Source organism: Plantactinospora endophytica (assembly GCF_016862915.1).
In the GTDB taxonomy this organism is placed as follows: domain Bacteria; phylum Actinomycetota; class Actinomycetes; order Mycobacteriales; family Micromonosporaceae; genus Plantactinospora; species Plantactinospora endophytica.
Map to the genome: position 1 here is coordinate 106,945 of NZ_BONW01000003.1, position 16,960 is coordinate 123,904.

Annotated in this window: 17 protein-coding genes and 1 tRNA gene; 7 read left to right on the forward strand and 11 right to left on the reverse strand. The window is 73.8% G+C overall.

Features of this window, described 5'->3' with window-relative positions; all coding sequences use genetic code 11:
* Positions 1–8: 8 nt before the first annotated feature.
* From hutH to Pen02_RS05675, 7 genes are all read right to left on the reverse strand, one after another.
* Positions 9–1,562, reverse strand: coding sequence for a histidine ammonia-lyase (gene hutH, locus Pen02_RS05645; RefSeq protein WP_203864853.1), 1,554 nt, complete (start codon positions 1,560–1,562; stop codon positions 9–11).
* Complete coding sequence (gene hutI / locus Pen02_RS05650; protein WP_203864854.1) at positions 1,550–2,725, reverse strand: imidazolonepropionase; 1,176 nt, start codon at positions 2,723–2,725, stop codon at positions 1,550–1,552. Before hutI ends, hutH begins: the two co-directional genes overlap by 13 nt.
* On the reverse strand, positions 2,722–2,874 hold the full coding sequence (locus Pen02_RS05655) for a hypothetical protein (RefSeq protein ID WP_203864855.1): 153 nt from the start codon (positions 2,872–2,874) through the stop codon (positions 2,722–2,724). Before Pen02_RS05655 ends, hutI begins: the two co-directional genes overlap by 4 nt.
* On the reverse strand, positions 2,871–4,274 hold the full coding sequence (locus tag Pen02_RS05660; protein ID WP_203864856.1) for a formimidoylglutamate deiminase: 1,404 nt from the start codon (positions 4,272–4,274) through the stop codon (positions 2,871–2,873). The genes Pen02_RS05655 and Pen02_RS05660 overlap by 4 nt, the downstream gene beginning before the upstream one ends.
* The gene (locus tag Pen02_RS05665) at positions 4,271–5,488 is read right to left on the reverse strand and encodes an allantoate amidohydrolase (RefSeq protein WP_239140120.1); all 1,218 of its coding nucleotides are present in this window, start codon (positions 5,486–5,488) and stop codon (positions 4,271–4,273) included. Before Pen02_RS05665 ends, Pen02_RS05660 begins: the two co-directional genes overlap by 4 nt.
* 9 nt (positions 5,489–5,497) lie before the next feature.
* Positions 5,498–7,177, reverse strand: coding sequence for a urocanate hydratase (gene hutU / locus Pen02_RS05670; protein WP_203864857.1), 1,680 nt, complete (start codon positions 7,175–7,177; stop codon positions 5,498–5,500).
* Positions 7,178–7,322: 145 nt separating this feature from the next.
* Positions 7,323–8,186, reverse strand: a complete 864-nt coding sequence (locus Pen02_RS05675) for a MurR/RpiR family transcriptional regulator (RefSeq protein WP_203864858.1) — start codon at positions 8,184–8,186, stop codon at positions 7,323–7,325.
* Positions 8,187–8,254: 68 nt separating this feature from the next.
* Here Pen02_RS05675 and Pen02_RS05680 point away from each other — a divergent pair, with 68 nt between their 5' ends.
* The 3 genes from Pen02_RS05680 (at position 8,255) to Pen02_RS05690 (ending at position 11,196) form a co-directional block, all read left to right on the forward strand.
* The gene (locus tag Pen02_RS05680) at positions 8,255–9,088 is read left to right on the forward strand and encodes a class I SAM-dependent methyltransferase (RefSeq protein WP_203864859.1); all 834 of its coding nucleotides are present in this window, start codon (positions 8,255–8,257) and stop codon (positions 9,086–9,088) included.
* Positions 9,089–9,167: 79 nt separating this feature from the next.
* Positions 9,168–10,004 (forward strand): MOSC domain-containing protein, encoded by an 837-nt coding sequence (locus tag Pen02_RS05685; protein ID WP_203864860.1) that lies wholly within the window; start codon positions 9,168–9,170, stop codon positions 10,002–10,004.
* Between the two features lie 79 nt (positions 10,005–10,083).
* On the forward strand, positions 10,084–11,196 hold the full coding sequence (locus tag Pen02_RS05690) for an expansin EXLX1 family cellulose-binding protein (RefSeq protein WP_239140121.1): 1,113 nt from the start codon (positions 10,084–10,086) through the stop codon (positions 11,194–11,196).
* 179 nt (positions 11,197–11,375) lie between these two features.
* Here the strand turns inward: Pen02_RS05690 and Pen02_RS05695 are convergent, their stop codons facing one another.
* The 3 genes from Pen02_RS05695 to bcp all read right to left on the reverse strand — a co-directional run bounded on the left by Pen02_RS05695 (position 11,376) and on the right by bcp (position 12,638).
* Positions 11,376–11,903 (reverse strand): GNAT family N-acetyltransferase, encoded by a 528-nt coding sequence (locus Pen02_RS05695; protein ID WP_372445578.1) that lies wholly within the window; start codon positions 11,901–11,903, stop codon positions 11,376–11,378.
* A gap of 147 nt (positions 11,904–12,050) precedes the next feature.
* Positions 12,051–12,131: transfer RNA gene (locus Pen02_RS05700), tRNA-Leu, on the reverse strand.
* 30 nt (positions 12,132–12,161) lie between these two features.
* The gene (gene bcp, locus Pen02_RS05705) at positions 12,162–12,638 is read right to left on the reverse strand and encodes a thioredoxin-dependent thiol peroxidase (protein WP_203864862.1); all 477 of its coding nucleotides are present in this window, start codon (positions 12,636–12,638) and stop codon (positions 12,162–12,164) included.
* 138 nt (positions 12,639–12,776) lie between these two features.
* Here bcp and Pen02_RS05710 point away from each other — a divergent pair, with 138 nt between their 5' ends.
* Genes Pen02_RS05710 through Pen02_RS05725 form a run of 4 tightly spaced genes read left to right on the forward strand, consistent with a single transcriptional unit; the run spans position 12,777 to position 15,577 of the window.
* On the forward strand, positions 12,777–13,496 hold the full coding sequence (locus Pen02_RS05710) for an energy-coupling factor ABC transporter permease (RefSeq protein ID WP_203864863.1): 720 nt from the start codon (positions 12,777–12,779) through the stop codon (positions 13,494–13,496).
* Positions 13,493–13,999, forward strand: a complete 507-nt coding sequence (locus Pen02_RS05715) for a PDGLE domain-containing protein (protein ID WP_372445579.1) — start codon at positions 13,493–13,495, stop codon at positions 13,997–13,999. The genes Pen02_RS05710 and Pen02_RS05715 overlap by 4 nt, the downstream gene beginning before the upstream one ends.
* Before the next feature lie 10 nt (positions 14,000–14,009).
* Entirely contained in the window at positions 14,010–14,780 is a 771-nt protein-coding gene (gene cbiQ, locus Pen02_RS05720) for a cobalt ECF transporter T component CbiQ (protein WP_203864864.1), read from the forward strand.
* The gene (locus Pen02_RS05725; protein WP_203864865.1) at positions 14,777–15,577 is read left to right on the forward strand and encodes an energy-coupling factor ABC transporter ATP-binding protein; all 801 of its coding nucleotides are present in this window, start codon (positions 14,777–14,779) and stop codon (positions 15,575–15,577) included. The genes cbiQ and Pen02_RS05725 overlap by 4 nt, the downstream gene beginning before the upstream one ends.
* Before the next feature lie 42 nt (positions 15,578–15,619).
* Here the strand turns inward: Pen02_RS05725 and Pen02_RS05730 are convergent, their stop codons facing one another.
* Positions 15,620–16,936, reverse strand: coding sequence for a hypothetical protein (locus tag Pen02_RS05730; protein WP_239140124.1), 1,317 nt, complete (start codon positions 16,934–16,936; stop codon positions 15,620–15,622).
* Positions 16,937–16,960: the final 24 nt, after the last annotated feature.

Sequence of the window (16,960 nt, forward strand, 5' to 3'; positions counted from 1 at the left end):
CGGGTGTTCTACCCCAGGGGTCCGACTTCCGCCTCGATCGCCGCGCGCAGTTCCGGGCCGGCGACCACCGTACGGGCCGCCTCCATCGCGGGGGCGAGGAAGATGTCCGGGCCGGGCTCGCCGACGACGTCCCGCAGCGCCGCCAGTGCCGCCCGGCCGGCCGGGGACGGGGTGAGCGGCGCCCGCAACTGCAATCCGCGTACCCCGGCGATCAGTTCCACCGCGAGCAGGCTCGTCAGGTTGTCCAGCACCGTACGCAGCTTCTTGGCCGCCGCCCAGCCCATCGAGACGTGGTCCTCCTGCATCCCGCTGGTCGGCAGCGAGTCGACCGAGGCGGGTGCGGCCAGTCGCCGGTTCTCCGCGACGATGCCGGCGGCGGTGTACTGGGCGATCATCAGCCCGGAGTTGACCCCGGCGTCGGGGGAGAGGAACGCCGGCAGTTCCCGGGAGCGGGTGACGTCGAGCAGCCGGTCGACCCGGCGTTCGGCGATCGCCCCGACCTCGGCGGCGGCGATGGCCAGGAAGTCGGCGGCGAAGCCGAGCGGGGCGCCGTGGAAGTTGCCGGTCGACTCGACCCGACCGTCCGGCAACACCACCGGGTTGTCCACCACCGACAGCAGTTCCCGGGCGGCGACCTGGTCGACGAAGGCGAGGGTGTCCCGGGCCGCCCCGGCGACCTGCGGGGCGCAGCGCATCGAGTACGCGTCCTGCACGGCGTGCGACAGGTCGTCCCGGTGTGAGTCCATGATGGACGATTGTTGGAGCAGCCGGTGGATGTTGGCCGCCGACAGCGCCTGCCCCGGGTGCGGGCGGATCGCGTGCAGTTCCGGCAGGAACGGCCGCTCCGAGCCGAGCATCGCCTCGATGGCCAGTGCCGCCGTCACGTCCGCCATCGTGAACAGGTGCCCGGCGTCGGCGATCGCCAGCAGCAGCATCCCGAGCATTCCGTCGGTGCCGTTGACCAGCGCCAGTCCCTCCTTGGCGGCGAGCGTCACCGGCCGCAGCCCGGCAGCGCGCAGCGCCACCGCCGCGTCCTGCCGGCCGCCGTCCGGGCCGACCACCCAGCCCTCGCCGAGCAGCACCAGCGCGCAGTGCGCCAGCGGGGCCAGGTCGCCGGAGGCGCCGAGCGAGCCGTGTTCCGGTACCCACGGGGTGATGTCGGCGTTGAGCAGGTCGGCGAGTGCCTGGGCCAGCTCGGGGCGTACCCCGGAGTGGCCGAGGGCGAGGGAGCGGATCCGGAGCAGCATCATCGCCCGGACCACCTCGCGGGGCATCGGGGCGCCCACCCCGGCGGCGTGCGAGCGGATCAGTGCGTGCTGCAACTCGGCCCGCCGCTCGGGCGTGACGAAGGTGTTGGCGAGCGCGCCGAACCCGGTCGAGACGCCGTACACCGGGCGGCCGGTCTGCTCGATCCGGTCCACGATCGCCCGGCTGGCCGCCATGGCATCCAGTGTGGACGGATCGAGGGCGACGGTGGCGGTACCCCGGGCCACCGCCAGCACGTCGGCCGGGGCGATCCCGGTGGGCTGGACGGTGACGACGGGTCGGGTCACGGTTGACATTGCGGTACTCCGTTGTGCAGGACCTGGCTGATCAGTGGAACACCGGGCCGGTAGGCCAGGTGCAGGTAGGAGGGCGCGTCGAGGATGCTCAGGTCGGCCGGTACCCCCGGCCGGAGCACCCCGGCGTCCGCGCGGCGCAGCGCCCGCGCGCCACCGGCGGTGGCCGCCCAGACCGCCTCCGCCGGGGTCATGCCCATCTCGCGGACCGCGAGCGCGACGCAGAACGGCATCGACGAGGTGTACGACGACCCGGGGTTGCAGTCCGTCGCCAGCGCCACCGTCACCCCGGCGTCGAGCAGCCGCCGCGCGTCCGGGTACGGCGACCGGGTGGAGAACTCGGCGCCGGGCAGCAGTGTCGCCACCGTGTCCGACATCGCCAGCACGTCCACGTCCACATCGGACAGGTGGGTACAGTGGTCGACGCTGGCCGCGCCCAGCTCCACCCCGAGCTGCACCCCCGGCCCGGGACCGAGCTGGTTGGCGTGCACCCGTACGCCGAGCCCGGCGGCCTGCCCGACGGTGAGGATCGCCCGCGCGTGGTCGGCGTCGAAGGCACCCCGCTCGCAGAACACGTCGATCCACTTCGCGTACGGCAGCGCGGCCCGGAGCATCGGCCCGCATACCAGTCCGACGTAGTCGTCGGGGCGGTCGGCGTACTCCGCCGGCACGACGTGGGCGCCGAGGAACGTCGTCTCGGCGGTGAACTCGGCGGCGATCCGCAGCGAGCGGGCCTCGTCGGCGACGTTGAGGCCGTACCCACTCTTGATTTCGATCGTGGTGGTGCCCTGCCGGACCGCCTCGGCGTGCAGCCGCCCGACGGTGTCCCGGAGCCGGTCGTCGTCGGCGGCCCGGGTGGCGGCGACGGTGGTCCGGATCCCGCCTCCGGTGTACGGCTCGCCGGCCATCCGGGCGGCGAACTCGGCGGCCCGGTCCCCGGCGAAGACGAGGTGGGAGTGACTGTCCACGAACCCGGGCAGCACCGCCCGGCCGTCGGCGTCGATCCGGTGGTCGGTGGCCGGGGCGTAGCGGGCCGGACCGATCCAGGCGACCTCGCCCTCCTCGACCAGCAGCGCGGCCTTGCGACGGATGCCGAGCGGCCCGCCCTCGCCGATCCCGGCGACATTGGTGACCAACTCGCCGATGTTGTCGATCAGCAGGCTCACGGCGCCACCGCCCCGGCTCGCAGGTGCACGCCGTCCGCGCTCCGATCGGCGGCGTTCATGCCGTCACCGCCCCGGTTGCGCAGGTCCACGCCGTCACTGCCCCGATCGCGCAGGTTCACGCCGTCACCGCTCCGATTCAGCAGGTTCACGGCGCCACCGCCGCGATCGCCGAGACCAGTTCGGCCGGGACGTCGAGCCGCAGGTGCCGGCCGTCCCGGACCACCGGCCGACCGTCGACCAGTACGTCGGTCACGTCGGTCGCGCCGGCCGCGAAGAAGGCCCCGACCGGCGGCACCCCGGCGGTCCGGACACTGTCCAGCCGCACGGTGACCAGGTCGGCCCGGCCGCCCGGGGCGAGCCGTCCGGCGTCCGGCCAGCCCAACGCGGCGTGCCCGGCGGCGGTGCCGGCCCGGACCAGTTCGGCCGCGCTGAAGTGGCCCCGGGCCAGCGTGTGCAGCCGCTCGTCCAGCTCCATCGCGCGGGCCTCCTCGAAGATGTCGATCACCGCGTGGCTGTCGCTGCCGAGGCTGATCGGGCTGCCCGCGTCGGCCAGCGCCCGGGCCGGGCCGATCCCGTCGGCCAGGTCCCGTTCGGTGGTCGGGCAGAGGCACACTCCGGTACCGCCGCCGAGCAGCAGCCGGTCCGCGTCGGTCAGGTGGGTGGCGTGCACCGCCGTCGTGGCCGGGCCGAGCGCGCCCGCCTCGGCCAGCAGCCCGGTCGGGGTCCTTCCGTGGTACGCCAGACACGCCTCGTTCTCCGCCGGCTGCTCGGAGAGGTGTACGTGCAGCGGGGCGGCCCGGTCGGCGGCCCAGCCGGCCACCTCGGCGAGCTGCTCGGCGGGTACCGCCCGGACGGAGTGGATCGCCGCGCCGACCCGGGCGTGCCCGCCGGACGGACGCAACGCTGCGGCCCGTTCGGCCCAGCGTGCCGCGTCGCCGTCGCCGAACCGCACCTGCGGCCCGGTCAGCGGCTTACCGTCCACAGTGGCAGTCAGGTAGCAGGTGTCCAGCAGGGTGAGCCGGATACCGGCCTGGGCGGCGGCCTCGACCAGCGCCGCACCCATCACGTTCGGGTCGGCGTACGGGCTGCCGTCCGGGGCGTGGTGCAGATAGTGGAACTCGCCGACGCAGGTGATCCCGGCCAGCGCCATCTCGGCGTACGTGGCCCGGGCCAGCGCGAGGTAGCGCTCCGGGTCGAGCCGGGCGGCAACCGCGTACATCTGCTGCCGCCAGTCCCAGAAGTCGCCCCGGTGGCCGTGACTGCGCCCGCGCAGTGCCCGGTGGAAGGCGTGCGAGTGCGCGTTGGCCAACCCCGGCAGGGTCAGCCCGGACAGCCGTCGGGCGTCCGGCGGCGGCACCGGCACGCCCGGCGTGACGGCGGTGAACCGGCCGTCGACGATCTCGACCAGTACGTCGGCGTCCGGCTCGGGGCGGTCCGGCAGCCAGGCGTACTCGGCGTGGTAGCGCTGGTGGTGGCGCGGGACCGGCCTGCCGGCGCCGGTCGGCGCGGTGGCATCGGTCGCGGCGGTAGCCGGGTCGGGGGCGGTCATCCGGCGGCCAGGTGGGCGAGCAGGTCGGCCAGCCGGCGTACGCCCTCGACACAGTCGTCGTCCTCGGCGTACTCGGCAGGGGAGTGCGACACCCCGGTCGGGTTGCGGACGAAGAGCATCGCGGTCGGCACGTGCTCGGCGAGAATCCCGGCGTCGTGCCCGGCGGCGGTCGGCAGTACCGGCACCCCATCCGACAGCACCCGGCGGAACGCCTCGACCAGTCCGCCGTCGAACTCGACCAGCGGGCTGAGCGACTCGCGGGTCACGGTCAGCGTCGTACCGTCCCGGGTGGCCCGGTCGGCGGCCTTCGCACGTACCCCTTCGACCAGTGCCGCCAGGGTGTCGGGGTCGGCGGCCCGGGCGTCCAGCCAGCCGCGTACCCGGGCCGGGATCGCGTTCGTGGCGTTCGGTTCCACCTCGACCCGGCCGACGGTGGCGTGCGCGCCGCGCAGCCGGGCCTCCTTGTTGGCGGCCAGCACCGTGAAGGCGTAGGTCAGCATCGGGTCGCGCCGGTCGGCCATCCTCGTCGTACCGGCATGGTTGGCCTCGCCGCCGAAGTCCAGCCGCCAGCGGCCGTGCGGCCAGATCCCGCTGGCCACCCCGACCGGCGCGCCGACGTCGACCAGCGCCCGGCCCTGCTCGACGTGCAGCTCGACGAAGGCGCCGATCCGGGCCAGCAGGTCCGGTCGGGCACCGGCCGGCCGGCCGCCCAGCGCCTCGGCCAGGCTCACCCCGTCCCGGTCGGTCAGCGCCGCCGCCCGCTCCGGGTCGAGCGCGCCGCTGAGCAGCCGGGAGCCGAGACAGGGTACGCCGAACCGCGAGCCCTCCTCCTCGGCGAACGCCACCACTCCGACCGGCCGACGGAACTCCCGCCCCTCCGCGCGCAGTGCCCGCACCGCCAGCAGGGCGCTGACGATGCCGAGTGGACCGTCGTAGCCGCCGCCGTGCGGTACGGAGTCGAAGTGGCTGCCGAGCAGCACGGCGTCGCCCCGCTCGGGCGGTGGGCCGTACCAGGCGATCAGGTTGCCGTTGCCGTCCGCCTCGACGGTGTGCGCCCCGTCGGCCGTGGCGGTGCTCCGGAACCACCGCTCCAGCTCCCGTACCGGCTCGGAGAAGCCGTACCGGAGGTAGCCGCCGGTGCCCGGGTCGCGGCCGACCGGGGCGATCTCCGCCCAGAGCCGGGGGAACCAGGTAGCTATCGGGTTCGTGGTCAACGCGCCCGCCTACCCTTCGGCCATCGGGATGCGCAGGCCGCCCCGGGCAGCCGCCTCGGCGGCCTCCGGATAGCCGGCGTCGACGTGCCGGAGTACGCCCATCGCCGGGTCGTTGCTCAGCACCCTTTCGATCTTCTGCCCGGCCAGCGGGCTGCCGTCGGCCACGCAGACCTGGCCGGCGTGGATGGAGCGGCCGATGCCGACCCCGCCGCCGTGGTGGATGCTCACCCAGGAGGCGCCGCTGGCGGTGTTGACCAGTGCGTTCAGCAGCGGCCAGTCGGCGATCGCGTCGGAGCCGTCGGCCATCGCCTCGGTCTCCCGGTACGGCGAGGCGACCGAGCCGGCGTCCAGGTGGTCCCGGCCGATCACCACCGGGGCGGTCAGCTCGCCGCTGGCCACCATCTCGTTGAACCGCACCCCCGCCTTGTCCCGCTCGCCGTGCCCGAGCCAGCAGATCCGGGCCGGCAGGCCCTGGAAGGCGACCCGCTCGCCGGCCAGCCGGATCCACCGGGCCAGCGACTCGTTCTCCGGGAACAGGTCCAGCACGGCCCGGTCGGTGGTGGCGATGTCGGCCGGGTCGCCGCTGAGCGCCGCCCAGCGGAACGGCCCCTTGCCCTCGCTGAACAGCGGCCGGATGTACGCCGGCACGAAGCCGGGAAACGCGAACGCCCGGTCGTACCCGCCGAGCTGTGCCTCGCCCCGGATCGAGTTGCCGTAGTCGAAGACCTCGGCACCGCCGTCCAGGAAGCCGACCATCGCCGCGACGTGCTTGACCATCGCGGCCCGGGCCCGCTCGGTGTACTCGGCCGGCTTCGTCCGGGCCAGCTCGGCGGCGTCGGCCAGCTCGACCCCGTCCGGCACGTACGACAGCGGGTCGTGCGCGCTGGTCTGGTCGGTGACGATGTCGATCTCGACGCCCCGGCGGAGCAGTTCGGGGAAGACGGTGGCGGCGTTGCCGACCACTCCGACCGAGAGCGCCCGGCGTTCCCGCTTGGCGGCCAGCACCTGGTCCAGCGCCTCGTCCAGCGAGCCGGCCACGGTGTCGAGGTATCGGGTGGCGACCCGGCGGGCCAGCCGCTCCGGGTCGACGTCGACGATCAGGCAGGCGCCGCCGTTCATGGTCACCGCGAGCGGCTGCGCCCCGCCCATCCCGCCGCAGCCGGCGGTCAGCGTCAGGGTGCCGGCCAGCGAGCCGCTGCTCGGCTGCTGCCCGTCAGCGCGGCTGGCGGCGAGCTTCGTCGCCACGGCGGCGAAGGTCTCGTAGGTGCCCTGGAGGATGCCCTGGGTGCCGATGTAGATCCACGAGCCGGCGGTCATCTGGCCGTACATGGTCAGGCCGAGCTGTTCGAGGCGGCGGAACTCCGGCCAGGTGGCCCAGTCGCCGACCAGGTTCGAGTTGGCGATCAGCACCCGGGGCGCCCACTCGTGGGTCCGCAGTACCCCGACCGGCCGGCCCGACTGCACCAGCATGGTCTCGTCGTCGGCGAGCGTGCCGAGCGTCCGCACCAGTGCGTGGTACGACGGCCAGTCCCGGGCCGCCCGGCCGGTCCCGCCGTACACGACCAGGTCGTCGGGGCGTTCGGCCACCTCCGGGTCGAGGTTGTTCATCAGCATCCGCAGCGCCGCCTCCTGCGGCCACCCGGCGGCGGTCCGGGTGGTGCCGCGGGCGGCGCGGATCGGCTCGGGCATGTCGACTCCTTCTGCGGTTCCTGCTGCTTCGGTTCCTGCTGCTTCGGTTCCTGCTGCGGTGGGACGGTTCGGTGTTCCTGATCGACCTTGGTGCGGGCTTGTTGGTCTGTGCTGCGGTACGGGAGGGTCGGTGAACCGCCGGTGGCTATCCGACGAACAACTGGCGGCGAGCGGCGGACTGCTCGAACTCCTCCAGCCGGCGCTGGGCGTCGGCCGGTGCGGCGTCGCAGATCGCCTGGAGCAGCACCATGGACAGGGTCATCGGTGCGGTGTGCAGGTCGAAGACGAGTTGGGCGCCGACGGCGGCCGGCAGCACGATGTCGGCGTACTCGGCGGCCGGGCTGACTGCCGAATCGGTGATCACCACCACCGACATCCCGGCCGCCCGGGCGGCGGCGAGCGCGTCCAGCGACTCCCGGGGATAGCGCGGCAGCACGATCGCCAGCAGGGCGCTCGCGCCGGCCGCCCGGGCCTGCTCCAGCCGGTCGGTGAGCAGGGTTCCGCCGGAGTCCAGTACCCGGACGTCCGGCAGCACCTTCGCCGCGAAGTACGCGAAGTACCCGGCCAGCGGGGCGGCGGCGCGCAGCCCGAGTACGACCAGCGGGCGGCTGCCGGCCAGCAGGTTCCCGGCGGCGGTCACCCCGTCCCGGTCGGCGAGCTGCTCGGCGAGCCGGTCGAGGTTGTCGGCCTCGGCGCGGACCGCCCGCTGCACCTCGTTGCCGGTCGACACCAGGTCGGGCCGGCCCTGCCCGGCGGCGGCGATCTCCCGGAGCCGGCGGCGCAGCGCCGGATATCCGTCGTAGCCGAGCGCCACCGCGAACCGGGTCACCGAGGGCTGGCTGACCTTGGCCAGCTCGGCGATCTCGGCCGCCGACAGGTAGGCGGCGGAGGCGGCGTGCTGGACAAGGCTGTGCGCGATCCGTCGCTGGGTCGGCGTCAGCCGGATGCCCTGGAACAGGTCGAGTACGCGGTCCGTCGGCGGCGCCGCGATGACAGCACTGTCATTCACATGAAGACTCTATGCATGAAATAATTCAGAGGGCAATGGGACACCCCAGACGTGGTAGAACCTTCCGGGTGGACGGTACGAATTTCCGGCGTGCGATCGCCCGCACCCGCCTCGCCCCGGTCGCCGCGTTCCCCAAGCGGCTGATGCGGGTGGCCAAGCACGACGCCCGGGTGATCAGTGTCTCGGCCAAGTGGCTGCTCACCTCCCGTGAGCACCACAACTACACCTACGACCTGACCAAACTCAGCCGGGAACACCTCGCCTGGTTCGTCAGCGTGACCTGCGACGTACCGGTCAAGCAGGTGCGGACGTACCTCACCGAGATCGAGGAGGACGAACCGCTGCGGCAGCACATCGAGCAGGCCACCGCCGCCTCGGACCGGCGCGGACTGGCCGACCGGCGCGTCCGGTACGCCCGCCGGATCGGCTGGTACGCGATCGTCCGGGCCACCCGGCCCAAGCACATCGTCGAGACGGGCGTGGACAAAGGGCTCGGCACCTGCGTACTCGCCTCGGCCCTGCTGCGCAACGCGGCCGACGGCGAGCCCGGCCGGGTCACCTCGCTGGACATCAACCCGGAGGCCGGTTACCTGGCCAAGTCCGAGCCCTGGGCCAGCGTGGTCGACCTGGTGATCGGCGACTCGCTCGCCTCGATCAAGGCCCTGGACCGGCCGGTGGACCTCTTCCTGCACGACAGCAACCACAGCACCGGACACGAACGCCGGGAGTTCCAGGCCGTCTCCCCGAAGCTGGCACCCGGGGCCCGGCTGCTCACCGACAACGTCACGGTGACCAACGTGCTCGCCGAACACGCCGAGAAGACCGGCCGCCGGTTCCTCGCCTACCGGGAGACCCCGGCCCAGCACTGGTACCCCGGAGACGGCATCGGCATCGCCTGGTAGCCGTCCGGTTCCGCACTCCACGCCCGGTGGCCGGAAGCATCTTTCCGGCCACCGGAATCGTTGTGGCAGGGTGAACGCCATGCGGCTGGTCTCCCTGCACACGTACCCGGTCAAGGGTTGCTACCGGCTCGACCTCGCCGACGCCCGGGTCGAGCCGTGGGGCCTGGCCGGCGACCGGCGCTGGATGATCGTGGACGAGGACAGCATCGGGGTCACCCAGCGCCAGGTGACCGGTCTGGTGGCCATCCGGCCGGAACTCCGCCCCGGCGGTCTGCTGCTGCGCGCCGCCGGGCGGCCCGCCCTGGAGGTGACCGAACCGGTCGACGGCGAGCCGGTCGCCGTACGCGTCTTCTCGAACCTGGCCGCCGCGCCGGCCCGGCGGGCGGAGCCGGCGGCCGACGACTGGCTCTCCCGACTGCTCGACCGGAAGGTCCGGCTGGTCTGGCTCGGCGACCCGACGGTGCGCCCGATCCCGGACGCCGACCTCGTCGACCCGGCCGACCGGGTCAGCTTCGCCGACGGCTATCCGCTGCTGCTGGCCAACCGCGCGTCGCTGGACGCGCTCAACTCCTCGCTGCTCGAATCGGGGAACGTCGAGGCGCCGCTGCCGATGACCCGGTTCCGCCCCAACGTGGTGGTCGGCGGCACCGGACCGTGGGCCGAGGACGCCTGGACCGGCCGCCGGCTCCGGATCGGCCCGGTGACGTTCCTGGTGGCCAAGCCCTGCGGCCGGTGCCTGGTCACCACCACCGACCAGGAGACCGGGGTACGCGGCCGGGAGCCGCTGCGCACGCTGGCGAAGTACCGCCGGATCAACCGGCAACTCGTCTTCGGTCAGAACCTGGTGCCGGTACCCGGGCCGGCGGGTTCCGCCGACACGCTCACCATCGGCGACCCGGTGGAACTGCTGCCCTGATCCCGGCAGCCATCGGCACCGGTCGAACGCCCTGGTCCGGGCCTTGCGGAAGGCGTGGCGGCTAGGGCAACATGCCCGGGTGATCGAGCCGGAGCTTCCCGACAATCCGAACGGCGCTGACCAGACCTCCACCGGCGGCGCCGGAGGTGCCGGAGGTGCCGTGCCGTCCGGCGTGGACCCGGCCGGCGTCCCCGCCGGACGTGTCGGCCCCGCCGGAGCCGCCCTGGCTTCCGCCGGCGACCCGGCCACGATCGACCGGCCGGCCCGGCGGAAGGCGTCGCGGCGCTGGCTGGCCGGCGGGTCCGCGGCGGTGCTCGCCGCCGTCCTCGGGCTGGTCCTCGTCTGGCAGTTCTCCGATTCGGCCGCCTGCGCCGCCGCCCTGGCCGCGCCCCCGGTCGGGCAGGCCGCGCCACCGTCGGGCGCCACCGTCTACAAGGGAAAGGCGTCGCACTACGACGGCGGAAGCTCGGGCGGCAACTGCTCGCTGCCCGGCCCGCCGGCCAACCGGCTCTACGCCGCGCTCGGCTCCAGCCAGTACGCCGGCTCGGCCGCCTGTGGCAGCTTCCTCGACGTGACCGGACCGAAGGGCACCGTCCGGGTGATGGTGCTGGACCGCTGTGCCGGCTGCACCAACAACAAGATCGACCTGTCCAGGCAGGCGTTCGCAAAGATCGCCGACCTCTCCGAGGGCATCATCTCGGTGCGTTACCGGGCGGCGGTCGACCCGCCACTGTCCGGCCCGCTCACCTTCCGGCTCAAGAGCGGCGTCTCGCAGTACTGGTTCGCGGTGCAGGTCGGCAACCACGGCAACCCGGTGAAGTCGGTGGCCGCGAAGCGCGACGGCGCGGGCTGGCGGACCGCCAAGCGCGGCTCCGACAACTACTGGGTGATCGACGGCGGGATCGGCCCGGGGCCGTACTCGATCCGGGTCGTCGACGTCTACGGCCACCAGGCGGTCGCCACCGGAATCCGGCTGGCGCCCCGACAGGTGCAGCGCAGCACGGTACGGATGTACGACACCACCCCGGCCGGTACCGCCTCGTCGCCTCCGTCGCCCTCGCCCACCCCGGCCGCCAGCGCCACTCCGACCGCGTCGCCGACGCCCGCCCCGAGTACGCCGACCGGCGCCGACCCGTCCGGTCAGCCGGTGGCCGGCGCGGCCGGTGCCCCGGTCGCGGTCGGCTGCGACTGACCCGCCGACCGGGGCGGTCGGCTGTGGATCGTGCCGAGCCGGGGTGAGCCCGGGACGTGCCGAGTGCGGGTGAGCCTGGATCGTGCCGAGCGCGGGTGAGCCTGGATCGTGCCGAGCTCGGGTGAGCCCGGGACGTGCCGGGGTCGAGCGGGTCGGCGGCGGTCGCGTCGACGGTCGGTTCAGGTCAGCGGCAGCCACATCTGGATCTCGTCGCGGTCGTCGCCCGGCCCGACCCGGAGCGCTCCGGGCAGCCGGCCGACCTCGCGGTAGCCGAGCCGCCGGTAGAACTCCTCCACGCCCCGGCCGTCCCGGACGGTCAGGTGCAGAGCCTCCCGGCCCGCCTTCCGGGCCAGGGCCTCGGCCTCGCGCAGCAGTGCCTGACCATAGCCGTGACCCTGCCGGTCCGGGTGCACCATCACCCGCTTCAGCACGCACCAGTGCGCCTTGAGGTGGAACCGGTTGTCGGTGAGGACGAGCAGCGCGATCAACTCGTCGCCGTCGTACCCGACCAGCAGCCGGTCCGGCCCGTCAGCCGCCTCGCGGAGGGTGGCCAGCGCGAACGGCCGGACGTCGTCCTCGGTGACCGGTCCGACGAACCCGACCGCGCCGCCGGCGTTGGTCACCGCCGTCCACAGGGTGACGATCTCGTCGCGCAACTCGGGGGTCGACGGCGGATCGACCACGAAGCGGATGCCCACGCCGGCCATCCTCGTCTGCTTCGTCGGCGCCCCCGCCGCCCCGCGCGCCGGGCGTGACGCCGCTAACAGCGGCCGGTCGTCGCCGGATCCGCGCAACCCGCCGGGCGGCACATCATGTCGTCGGCCGCCCCGGGCGAGGGCGGCCGGGCCGAGCTGTGCGGGAGAGGGGAGTCGAACCCCTACGCCCGAAGGCACAGGAACCTAAATCCTGCGTGGCTGCCATTACACCACTCCCGCTCGCGCTCAAAGTCTAGACCGCGGCCGGGCTCAGTCCAGGCCGAGGTCCCGGCGGAGTTTGGCGACGTGTCCGGTGGCCTTGACGTTGTAGAGCGCCCGTTCGATCCGGCCCTCCTCGTCGATGACGAACGTCGAGCGGATCACCCCGGTGATCGTCCGGCCGTACGACTGCTTCTCCCCGTACGCCCCGTACGCGGTGAGTACCGCCTTGTCCGGGTCCGAGACCAGCGGGAACGTGATGGCGTCCCGGTCCCGGAACTTCGCCAGCGCCGTCGGGGAGTCCGGTGAGATGCCGACCACCTCGTAACCGGCGGCCTGGAGCGAGGCGAGCGAATCCCGGAAGTCACATGCCTGCTTGGTACAGCCCGGCGTCATCGCCTTCGGGTAGGCGTAGAGCACCACCTTGCGGCCACGCAGTTCCTTGAGCGAGAGCGTCTCCCCGGCGTCGGTGAGCAGCGCGAAGTCGGGCGCGGAGTCCCCGGGGGCGAGGCGGGTCGGCGAGGTCATGGCCATGACCCTATCGCCAGATGGACCGCAGATTGCGGTTGGTGTACAGCTCTTGCAAAATCTTGGCAATAACGATCGACGGCTTCTAGGCTGAGCCGGCCGGCGGGGCAGATCCCGCGCCGGCATCCGGGAGGTGGCGTGGAAAACCTGGCAATGCACATCTCGAACGGGATCGTCAACGGTCCCGTCGCTGCGGCCTTCGGGGCATTGGCCCTGGTGGCGCTCGCGCTGTGCGTGTTCCGTAGTCGGCAGGACCTGGACGACCGACTGGCCCCGATGGCCGGCCTGGTCGCCGCGTTCATCTTCGCCGTCCAGATGCTCAACTTCCCGATCTTCACGGGCGCGGTCAGCGGCCACCTGCTCGGCGGGGCACTCGCCGCGGTCCTGGTCGGGCCCTGGGTCGGTGCGCTCTGCGTCGCGGTGGTGCTGATCGTGCAGTCGCTGATCTTCGGCGACGGCGGGGTGGCGATGCTCGGCCTCAACATCACCAACATGGCGCTGATCGGTGTCGCGGTCGCGTACCTGCTGGTCGCGCTCCTGCTGCGGATCCTGCCGCGTACGGTCAGCGGGCTGGCGGTCACCGCGTTCGTCGCCTCGGTGCTCAGCGTGCTGGTCGCCTCGCAGGGCTTCGTCCTCCAGTACTGGCTGGGTGGCACCACCGACGTCGGCAACAGCATCGGCGGGCTGGCCGGCACGATGGCCGCGGCACACCTGCTGATCGGTGTCGGCGAGGGCCTGATCACCGCGACCACGGTGGTCACCGTGGCGAAGGTCCGCCCCGACCTGGTCTACGCGCTGCGCTCACTGCGCCCCCTGTCGACCGCCCGCGAGTTCCCGGTGCCCGGAGGTGCCCGATGACGATCGGCGGAACCCGACTGACCGTGCGCTCCGGCGCCTTCATTCTCGGCGGCCTGCTGGTCGCCCTGCTGCTGGCCGGAGTGGTGAGCAACTTCGCCTCGGCCCACCCGGACGGCCTGGACTCGTCGCTGCGCGAGGGCTGCACCTTCGACGCGGACGACAACATCACCGGCGGTAGCTGCCCGGCGCAGGAGACCAAGGACCACGAGCTGGCCGACTCGCCGCTGGCCGACTACGGCGTCAAGGGCGTCGACAACGGGTATCTCTCCACCGGCCTCTCCGGGGTACTCGGCGTGCTGATCACCTTCGCCGTCGGCGGCGGCCTGTTCTGGCTGACCCGACGCCGCTCCGCCACCGCCACTGTCACCGCCGGCACCGGCACTGTCGGCACGGCCGGGAGTGCGGGCGGGGGCGGCGTCACCACCGGTACCCCCACACCCCGGCCCGGGGACACCTCGACCCCGACCGGCGCCGGCCGTACCGGCACCGACGGCAGCGAGTAGGAGTACGCGGATGGGAGCCGGGCACGCGCACGTGCTCTACCGGGAGCGGACGTCGGCGGTGCACCGGCTGCCACCCGAGGTCAAGATCGCGGCGATGGTGGTCTTCACCCTCGCCGTGGTCGCGACCCCCCGGGAGGCGTTCTGGGCGTTCGGCGGCTATCTCGGGCTGCTACTGCTGGTGGCGGCGGTCTCCCGGGTCGGGCTGGGCTGGCTGGCCAGCCGGTCGTTGATCGAGCTGCCGTTCGTGGTCTTCGCGTTCGCGCTGCCGTTCCTCGGTACCGGCGAGCAGGTGACCTGGCTGGGGCTGGAACTCTCCGTCGACGGCCTCTACGGCGGCTGGAACATCCTGGCCAAGGGCACCCTGGGGGTGCTGGCGTCGCTGCTGCTCGCCGGTACCACCACCATGCGGGACCTGATCCTCGGCCTGGACCGGCTGCACTGCCCGCAGATCCTCACCCAGATCGCCACCTTCATGCTGCGCTATCTCGACGTCCTGGTCGGCGAGGCGCGGCGGATGCGGGTCGCCCGGATCTCCCGGGGCGACGACCCCCGGTTCCTGTGGCAGTTGCGCGGCTTCGCCGCCGGGGTCGGCGCGCTCTTCCTGCGCGCCTTCGAGCGCGGCGAGCGGGTCTACCTGGCGATGGTGTCCCGGGGCTACCAGGGCCGGATGCCGGGAGTGTGGCTGGCCACCGGCGCGGCCACCACCCGGCACTGGCTGGTCGCGGCGACGGTGCCGCTCGCCGCGACCGGCATCGCCGCCGCTGCGGTCGTGCTGGGATGATCGGGTACGTGGACACCGTTCCCGGCGCCGCCGCGCCGTCCCTCGACGTACGCGGCGTGCGGTTCAGCTACCCCGACGGGCAGGTCGCGCTGCGCGGCGTCGACCTGACCGTTCCGCGCGGCGAGCGGGTCGCGCTGCTCGGCCCGAACGGCGCCGGCAAGACGACCCTGGTACTGCACCTGAACGGGATCCTCGCGGGCGGCGACGGCACGGTCACCGTCGGCGGGCTGACCGTGGACCGGGACCGGAACACCCTGGCCGAGATCCGCCGCCGGGTCGGCATCGTCTTCCAGGACCCCGACGACCAGCTCTTCCTGCCCACGGTGGCCGAGGACGTGGCGTTCGGCCCGGCCAACCTGGGCCTGCGTGGCGCCGAACTGGCCGCCCGGGTCACCGAGGCGCTGGACGCGGTCGGGATGGCCGAGCACCGGGACCGGGCGCCGCAACACCTCTCCTTCGGGCAGCGCCGCCGAGTGGCGGTCGCCACCGTACTGGCCATGCGTCCGGAGATCCTCGTCCTGGACGAGCCCTCCTCCAACCTCGATCCGGCCGCCCGGCGCGAGCTGGCCGGAATCCTGCGCCGGTTGCCGGTGACCCTGCTGATGGTCACCCACGACCTGCCGTACGCGCTGGAGCTCTGCGACCGGTCGGTGATCCTGGACACCGGTCGGATCGTCGCCGACGGGGCGACCGCACAGCTCCTCGCCGACGGCGAACTGCTCGCCCGGCACCGCCTGGAGCTGCCGTACGGCTTCGACCCGGCGGTGGCCGCCCGGCAACTCGCCGGCAACGGCTGAGCCGCCCCGGTACGCCACCACGCGCCGCCGACCCGTTGACGGCTAACCGCTGATCGCCGGCTCGTCGGTACGCCGTCCGTCGACGGTGGAACCGGTCTTGTCGATCGACTGCTCGTCGTCCTGGCGGTCGTCGACCGGCAGGGCGACGGACCACCGGCGGGTCGGGCGACGGCGCGGGCGGGGGCCGGCCGCGACGGTGCCGGACGACCGGCCGGTGGCGCGCAGGCGCAGTACACCGGCGACGGCCAGCCCGCCGCCGACCGCGATCACCACCGCGACCAGGACCCGGGCCGACTGTGCCGGCCACGGCACCGGGACCACCGAGCGCAGGAAGACCGCCGCGTTGGTCACTCCGGTGAAGAGCGCCAGGCAGGTACCGGCCAGCGCCAGCGCGAAGTCGCCGGCCGGTCGCCGGGTCAGCGCGTACGCCCCGGCGGCCAGCGCGGCGGCGCCGGTCAGGGTCGGCCAGAGCTGCCCGGTGACCAGTCCGAGCAGCATCCCGCCGAGCCCGGCGTCGGCGCCCCGGGCCAGCGCGTAGGCGATCGCCGCCAGCCCGCCGGCACCGGCGAGCCCGGCCAGCGCGACGGTGGCCCGGCGCCCCGGTCGGGAGGCCCGGGGCAGCAGCCCCAGCACGCCGACCACGAGTACGCCGAGCAGGCTGGCGCTCCACCAGGGCAACGGGTCCGGCGGCGGCAGCCAGTCCAGCGTGCCGCGCAGTTCCATCCCGCGCAGGCCGGCGCGCAGCGGCACCACCCAGTCCCGGACCCGGTGCGGCCGGTCCGGGGCGGCGGCGACTCCGGCCGGCGGGGCGTCCTCCAACCAGCGGGCGCGCTGGTCGTGCCAACGCACCACGGGCTCGCTGCCGACCCGTCGCCACGACGGTGCCCGGGTCGGGTCGGCTCCGGCCGGCAGCGGGGTGTCCCCGGCGAGGGTCCGGTTCAGGTACGTCGCCGGGGAGGCCGTGTTCTCGTAGACGCCGTCGGGGCGGATCTCCAGGTACGGCTCGCCGGCATAGCCCAGCACCTCGACCGTACGACCCGTCCGGTTCTCCAGTTCGAGTCGGGCGCCCGCCTCCACCACCCGCACCCGCAGCCCCGGCTCGGCCGGGGTCACCCCGGTGACCTCGGTGCGGTAGTTGGTGCCGTCGGGGGTGTCGGCGGCGTGCGCGGCGGCCGGTGTCGCCGAGGCGAGCACCGCGAGCAGGCCCACGACCAGGGCGAACGCGACCCGCCGGAGCAGGAGGCGACGTCCGGCGTCGGCGCGGATCGTTCGCCGCCCGCCGCCACGGCCGCGGGTCATCCGCCGGCCGCCGCCACCGCTGCGGGTCATCCGCCGGCCGCCGCCACCGCTGCGGGTCATCCGCCGGCCGCCGCCACCGCTGCG

Bases quoted from the DNA above. Each gene is read 5' to 3' on its own strand.
- hutH (WP_203864853.1), bottom strand. From the start codon at position 1,562: ATGTCAACCGTGACCCGACCCGTCGTCACCGTCCAGCCCACCGGGATC.
- Pen02_RS05660 (WP_203864856.1), bottom strand. From the start codon at position 4,274: ATGACCGCCCCCGACCCGGCTACCGCCGCGACCGATGCCACCGCGCCG.
- hutU (WP_203864857.1), bottom strand. From the start codon at position 7,177: ATGCCCGAGCCGATCCGCGCCGCCCGCGGCACCACCCGGACCGCCGCC.
- Pen02_RS05685 (WP_203864860.1), top strand. From the start codon at position 9,168: ATGCGGCTGGTCTCCCTGCACACGTACCCGGTCAAGGGTTGCTACCGG.
- Pen02_RS05695 (WP_372445578.1), bottom strand. From the start codon at position 11,903: ATGGCCGGCGTGGGCATCCGCTTCGTGGTCGATCCGCCGTCGACCCCC.
- bcp (WP_203864862.1), bottom strand. From the start codon at position 12,638: ATGACCTCGCCGACCCGCCTCGCCCCCGGGGACTCCGCGCCCGACTTC.
- Pen02_RS05715 (WP_372445579.1), top strand. From the start codon at position 13,493: ATGACGATCGGCGGAACCCGACTGACCGTGCGCTCCGGCGCCTTCATT.
- cbiQ (WP_203864864.1), top strand. From the start codon at position 14,010: ATGGGAGCCGGGCACGCGCACGTGCTCTACCGGGAGCGGACGTCGGCG.
- Pen02_RS05725 (WP_203864865.1), top strand. From the start codon at position 14,777: ATGATCGGGTACGTGGACACCGTTCCCGGCGCCGCCGCGCCGTCCCTC.
- Pen02_RS05730 (WP_239140124.1), bottom strand. From the start codon at position 16,936: ATGACCCGCAGCGGTGGCGGCGGCCGGCGGATGACCCGCAGCGGTGGC.